This is a genomic window from Microbulbifer okhotskensis (genome assembly GCF_023895975.1).
GTDB classification, from domain to species: Bacteria; Pseudomonadota; Gammaproteobacteria; order Pseudomonadales; family Cellvibrionaceae; genus Microbulbifer; species Microbulbifer okhotskensis.
On the sequence record NZ_JALBWM010000154.1, the window covers coordinates 1 to 6,619 of the forward strand.

At 50.6% G+C, this 6,619-nt stretch carries 3 protein-coding genes and 1 tRNA gene; 1 reads left to right on the forward strand and 3 read right to left on the reverse strand.

The genetic code is table 11. The features are described from left to right. Positions 1–135: 135 nt before the first annotated feature. Both rlmB and rnr read right to left on the reverse strand, forming a co-directional pair. Entirely contained in the window at positions 136–891 is a 756-nt protein-coding gene (rlmB, locus tag MO867_RS19815; RefSeq protein WP_252472335.1) for a 23S rRNA (guanosine(2251)-2'-O)-methyltransferase RlmB, read from the reverse strand. Positions 892–903: 12 nt separating this feature from the next. After that, positions 904–3,669 (reverse strand): ribonuclease R, encoded by a 2,766-nt coding sequence (rnr, locus tag MO867_RS19820; RefSeq protein WP_252472337.1) that lies wholly within the window; start codon positions 3,667–3,669, stop codon positions 904–906. Between the two features lie 215 nt (positions 3,670–3,884). Between rnr and MO867_RS19825 the strand changes: the two genes are divergently transcribed. Further along, positions 3,885–3,971: transfer RNA gene (locus MO867_RS19825), tRNA-Leu, on the forward strand. A 150-nt stretch (positions 3,972–4,121) separates the two neighbouring features. On the opposite strand, the gene MO867_RS19830 is transcribed toward MO867_RS19825, so the two are convergent. Next, on the reverse strand, positions 4,122–6,619 hold a 2,498-nt coding region (locus MO867_RS19830), incomplete at its 5' end, for a beta strand repeat-containing protein (protein ID WP_252472339.1).

Genomic DNA, 6,619 nt, shown 5'->3' on the forward strand with positions numbered 1-6,619 from the left:
AGCGGTACAGTGACTATGGGGCTATAGCTGCATGAAACTGTCCGAAGTGTTGTATAGATATCAGCGTCAACTTAAGTGTCAATCTGCACGGCCGGCGATAAATCTCTTCCGGCACGCACAGATTGAGCAAGCCACTTAGCCGTTGCGCTGGCGCACGGCTTCAAACAAACAAACACCGGTAGCAACCGAAACATTCAAGCTGCTCACCTCACCCGCCATGGGAATCTTGATCAGGTGATCGCAGTGCTCCCGAGTCAACCGGCGCAAACCGCTGCCCTCCGCCCCCATCACCAGCGCCAGGGGGCCGGTAAGCTGGGTCTGATAAATGTCCTGTGCCGCTTCACCCGCTGCGCCGTAGATCCAAACCCCCGCCTGCTGTAACTGTTGCAGAGCGCGCGCTAAATTGGTGACAGTAACAAACGGCAGCACTTCGGCTGCCCCACAGGCTACTTTGAGGGCCGTGGGCGTTAGTCCGGCAGACTTGTCCTTGGGTGCAATCACCGCATGCACTCCGGCAGCCTCTGCAGAACGCAGGCAGGCACCCAGATTATGGGGATCAGTCACGCCATCCAAAATCAATAAAAAAGGTACTTCCCCACGCTGATCCAATTGCTTTAGCAGGTCGAACAAAAATTTTTCATCGTGAATTTTTGCTTTACCAGAACAGATCGCTACCACGCCCTGGTGGTTAGCCCCTTCCTCAACTTTTTCATCCAGAATGCGCCGATCAATAAAGCGCACGGGGATATCATTTCTCTCCGCCTGTTGAATAATTTTCTGCAAACGCTGGTCTTTGCGACCACGCAGCAACAATAGCTCCGACACATTTTGCGGAGAACCTTTCAGAAGGGCCTGCACTACATGCAGACCGTATACCACTTCCTGACTCAATTTATTCCTCGGTCACTTTTTCTTTTTACTATTAGAAGAAATTTTCTTCTTCTTCAATTTTCCCGATCTGGTCTTGCCTTTCTCAGCCTTTTGTGTCGCTTTACGAGCTGCCACAGCCGGCCGTTTACCGCCCTTTCGGGTAGGAGTGCGTTTTTTCATCCGGCGCTTTGGCGAATCACCCTCCTCTGCATTGTCTGCTGCAGTGCCGCTGCCCTCGGTTTTCGTCGGCTTAACCCCTTCACGCTCGGCACTAGGCCAAACTGAAATAGCCTCATCCGAGCCAACTTTACGTTTGCGGTAAGGAGTGGGCTTTTCCGCAATTTCCGTTTGCTTTATCCAAGGACTGTCACTGGCGGACTTATCGGACTTTTCTTTCTTTTCCTGGCCGCGACGCTCGCGTTCCAGTTGGTGCTCTACTGCCATTTCCATCGCTCGGGCACTCACCTTTGTACTCTCATGTTTTTTTTCTTCGCGCTTTGTGCGCGGCACCAGCTCATTCAAGGTGAAATCCACCTTGCGCTCTTCAAGGTCTACTCGCGCCACTTGCACAGTGACAGAATCACCCAAGTGGAAGCGCTTACCATTGCGCTCGCCAATTAAGCGCTGGTGCGCCTGTTCAAAACGATAATAATCCTTTGGTAGTGCCGTAATATGAATTAACCCTTCCACATAGAGGGCATCCAACTCTACAAACAGGCCAAAACCGGTTACGGCACTAATAACGCCAGGATAAACTTCACCCACATGATCTTGTAAATATTCACATTTCAACCAGCTAACCACATCTCTGGTCGCATCGTCGGCACGGCGCTCAGTCAACGAGCACTGCTCACCGAGCTGCAGCATGGCAGGCATATCGTAGGGAAGAATCTGCTCGCGTTTGATCGGTGTTGTGCCAGGCACCACGTAAACTTTTTTTGCCACCGCGCTTTGGTTGGCACTGCCATTGCGAACTAGCCAGCGCAATGCACGGTGTAATAGCAAATCCGGATAACGGCGAATTGGAGAAGTAAAGTGTGCGTAGGCCGGATAATCCAAGCCGAAGTGGCCACGATTTTCCGGTTGATAAACCGCTTGATTCATCGAACGCAGCAGCATCACCTGAATAATATGGGCATCCGCACGCCCCTCAATCTGCTCCATTAGGGCCTGAAAATCTTTTGGCCGAGGCTCACCACCACCGGGGAGGCGCAAGCCCAGCTCACCCAGATATTCGCGCAAATTACTCAGTTTTTCTTCTTTGGGTGCATCGTGAACCCGATATAGTGCGGGTAATTCTGACAGTTCCATCAGACTTGCGGCACACACATTGGCCGCAAGCATACACTCCTCGATCAGCTTGTGCGCCTCGTTGCGGACAACAGGAATAATCCGTTCAATTTTTCGCTCGGCATCGAAAATAATGCGTGTTTCCGTGGTTTCAAAGTCGATAGCTCCGCGCCGCTCTCGTGCAGCTCGCAATGCCTGGTATAAGTCATGGAGGTTATCCAGGTGCGGCGTCAATGTCGCGAACTGTTTACGTGCACCACTATCGCGGCTGTCGCGCTCTTCGAGTATTTGCCCAACTTGGGTATAGGTCAGGCGCGCATGACTGCGCATAACCCCTTCCAAAAATCGGTAATCCCGAATCTCACCGGTGCGGTCGATGTGCATTTCACACACCATGCAAAGGCGATCGACCTCCGGATTTAAAGAACAGAGACCATTGGATAGTTTTTCCGGCAACATCGATACCACGAAATCCGGGAAATACACCGAATTACCGCGACCATGTGCCTCTTCGTCCAGAGCAGTGCCCGGACGAACATAGTGAGAAACATCGGCAATAGCGACCAGCAACTTCCAGTTATTGTCTGGTAATAACTCGCAATACACCGCGTCATCGAAATCCCGTGCGTCCTCACCATCAATGGTTACCAGCGGTAATTGGCGAAGATCCACCCGCGATTTTTTATCCTCTTCCAGTACTTCGTCGGCAATTTCATCCGCTTCAGCCAACAGCGCACCGGGCCAAGTATGGGGAATACCATAATTACGAATGGCGACATCAATCTCCATTCCTGGTGCAAGATGATCACCCAGAATTTCACTCACCCTTCCTTGAGGAACTCGATCCCGCCCGGGCTGGGTAACGATTTTCACAACCACATACTGACCGTGCTCTGCGCCCGCAGCATCTTCTGCGGCAACCATAATATCGAGGTTAACCCGAGGATTATCCGGACGTACAAAGCAAATCCCATTCTCCCGGCACAAGCGTCCGGCCAGCTGCTCGGTATTGTGCTTGATAACACGGACTACTGCGCCCTCGCGCTTACCCCGAAACCCACCGGAAGCCTCTCGTACCAGCACTTCGTCGCCATCGAAAACCTTGCGCATCTGTCGGTGAGACAAAAATAAATCGGTGCCTCCATCACTGGGAACCACAAAACCAAAACCATCGCGATGGCCAATTACGCGGCCACGGATTAAGCTCATTTTGTCCAAAACACCAAAGTCACCCGCGCGGTTACTGGCAATTTGTCCATCCCGGGACATGGCAATCAAGCGGCGTCTGACCCCCTCGCGACGATCCTCGTCAGTCAGCTCCAGCAAGTCAGCTACAGTCTCCCAGGGCACTGGTTCAGTTTGCTGCTGTAAAATCTGCAGCAAGTACTCCCGACTGGGCACCGGCTTTTCGTATTTTTCCGCCTCTCGCTGGGCATGAGGGTCAGCATTGAAGGGGTCTGAAGTATTTTTTTCTGTCAAAACAGCATCCGTTGTTGAAGCAGTTGCCATAATTTGGCAACCTCCGGAGATCACCCGGTAATAAAGATAAGCGACGTAGCTGATGGGCTCTTGGTCAAGAATTCGCCGCTATTGCACGCATTATAAGCGATTTAATCGGATTTCCAGACCTTCACAGAAAATGTTGAATAAAGCGTAACCTGCCCATTGACACTTTGGGGGCAGATCTCTATAGTTCGCGACCTCAACGCAGCATGCGTTGATTTGCCCAGGTGGCGGAATTGGTAGACGCGCTAGCTTCAGGTGCTAGTGACCTAACGGTCGTGGAGGTTCAAGTCCTCTCCTGGGCACCAATTTCAAAAAGGCTGACTCGAAAGAGTCGGCCTTTTTTTGTTTGGAAATTTTTCTCCACCCTTCTTATTGGTAATACTCTGCCGGACAAACCCCGGACACAAAAAAGCCGACCTTTAAAGGCCGGCTTTTTTACAGCACAGAAAACTTATTTAGTGTCCTGCACTTCCCCCACTAAAATCTCCCTGATCCCCTGTAATTTCACTGAATGCATCGCTAGTTTCAGCATCCAGTTCAGTATCAAATTGCGGGTTAACTTCAACTTCACTTTCTGCTGAAGCCACTGCAGGACTCAGTTCTCCAGACTTAAGACGCATTTCAGGGGAGTTTACTGCATCAACACCACTGCTATAGGGTTTCACCGCACTAAAGATTGCTGGATCAACATGGCTGAAATCCTCTACCGCATTCTGCACTGCTGATTTGAGGCCTTGGGAAGCCTGAGCACCGGCAACAGACTGCAACTCATCACCCGTACTAGTTACCGTCGGGATCTGTCCAATAAAATCGGGTTCGTAATAACTCACTGAGTAAATATCCAGCGCATCGGTGACATTCATACGGAGAGGGTTAGTTGCATCACCAATAATAGTCCACAGTTCAGTGTCAGACCCTAAGGTCACAGCAGAAGCCGTAATGTGTGTATCTCCATAGGTTTCACCTGTTAAGGTGCCGAAGCTGGAGCTGGCTAACGAGACAGTACCCCGACCTGCATCGACCTCATCAATGACCAGGTCTCCCGCGGCCAACACACGGATATTGATATCCACTCCAGAAGTGACGACGGCCAGGGTATTCACGTCTGTCTCAATATCCACATCGCCGCCAACAACCAATTCAGCACGGTCAGCTAACAGGCTACCTCCAATAGTTTCCGTTGTGCTATTTGTGACATAAATATCGCCTTCTCCATCATAGCCAAGTCGCATACCACTGAATTGGATTCCAGCCCCATTCTTGTTGAAGCTTGCAGACGTATTCCCACCATCTACAAAATCAAAGGCCAAGTCAGTCTGAACCGTAATACGGTCAGTAGTATTATCCAGGTATTCAAAACCAGCGAAGCCGAAGTTGCCAACCTGATTTCCAGTTTCGTAAATCTCCCAAGTAGCGCCGGACAGGGTATATTGAAAGTCGTCAGTGCCAGTACCGCCTGTGAGCTCAACTTCCTGACCGATATCGGTCTCTACAGTCACACTGTCATTGCCAGCACCGAGGGTAATACTATCAATCACTGTGCCTGACAAAGTGACAATATCGTTACCTGCACCAGTATCAATCCCTGTGAGTTCACCGCCATTCAAATTAAATTCGTCAGCGCCTGACCCGGCAGAAATAGACTCAATACCGATTATTGTGAGTGATGCTCCACCACTGGACACCGTGTGTTCGCTGTCATTGATATCCCAAACGGCATCAATATTGGCACCCTTAACAGTATCTGTGCCAGAGCCTGCAGCAACACTATCAAGGCCGGCAAATGTTACTCCGCCGATCATCATGGTGTTCAGTGCACCAAAGTCATACTCGCCATCGACATCCTGGCCAACATAACTTCCCGCATTACTCACCTTTTCGAGATTTTCGAAGTATACCGTCAGGCTATTCACTTCAGCCTCGACACTGCCATCGACAAGGGAGCTACCAGAGCTGGTTGAGGTCCAGGTTGCGCCATCGGCATCTACAGTGTCACTACCTCCGGCACCGTCAACAATTTCCAGTCCAGTGAAATCGATACCGGCAACGCGGATATCTCCACCGGATTTCAGGATAAAGTTATCGTCACTATCTGTTGCAACCAAGGTGTCATTACTGCCCGAGGTATTCACTTCCTCAATGCCGCTAAAACTGATACCTGCAGTTTCAAGTGTCTGCTCGCCCTGCAACTCAAACTCAGCAGAATCATGGGTATTTGTCAGGACCGAGGTAGTCGCACTAGAAATACTATAAAAAGACAGAGAGCCAGCTGCCAATTGGTTATCAGTACCGGTTAATGACAGCCCATCGCTGTATGCGCTGGCATCCAGGCTATCATCACCACCATTGCCGTCGACTGCAGACATGCCGGATACGGTCATGTCATAAACTTCCACGTCCGCATCAGACTGGAGTACAAACGCATCGTTACTGGTTGTAGCCACCAAATCTGCGTTCACAGCAACAAGATTTTCTATGCTGTTAAAGGTAATGCTGCTATTAACAGCCTCATTGTCAGTCCCTGTCAGGGTCCAGTCAGCACCATCCGCACCGGTTACAGCGTCGTTACCACCTTGGGCATCAATCGTGGTCAACCCTGTAAAGGCGATGTCAGAACTGGTTACCGCATTATCGCCATCGACAGTAAAGCTATCCGCACCACTGCTGCCGGTCAGAGTTGAAGTTATAGCACTAGTAATATCGCCGAAAGTAAGGGCACCCGCTGTAACTTGGTTATCAGATCCAGTCAATGCTAGACCGTCGCTATAGGCGCTGGCATCCAAGCTGTTACTTCCTGCCTGACCATCAACCGCAGACATACCCGAGACAGTCATACCATAGGCTTCAATATCTCCATTCGCTTGCAGAATGAAGGCATCATCACTACTGCTACCCAAAAGGTCTGCATTGACTGCGGTGAGCGTATTGACGTCACTGAAGGTGATGCTGCTGT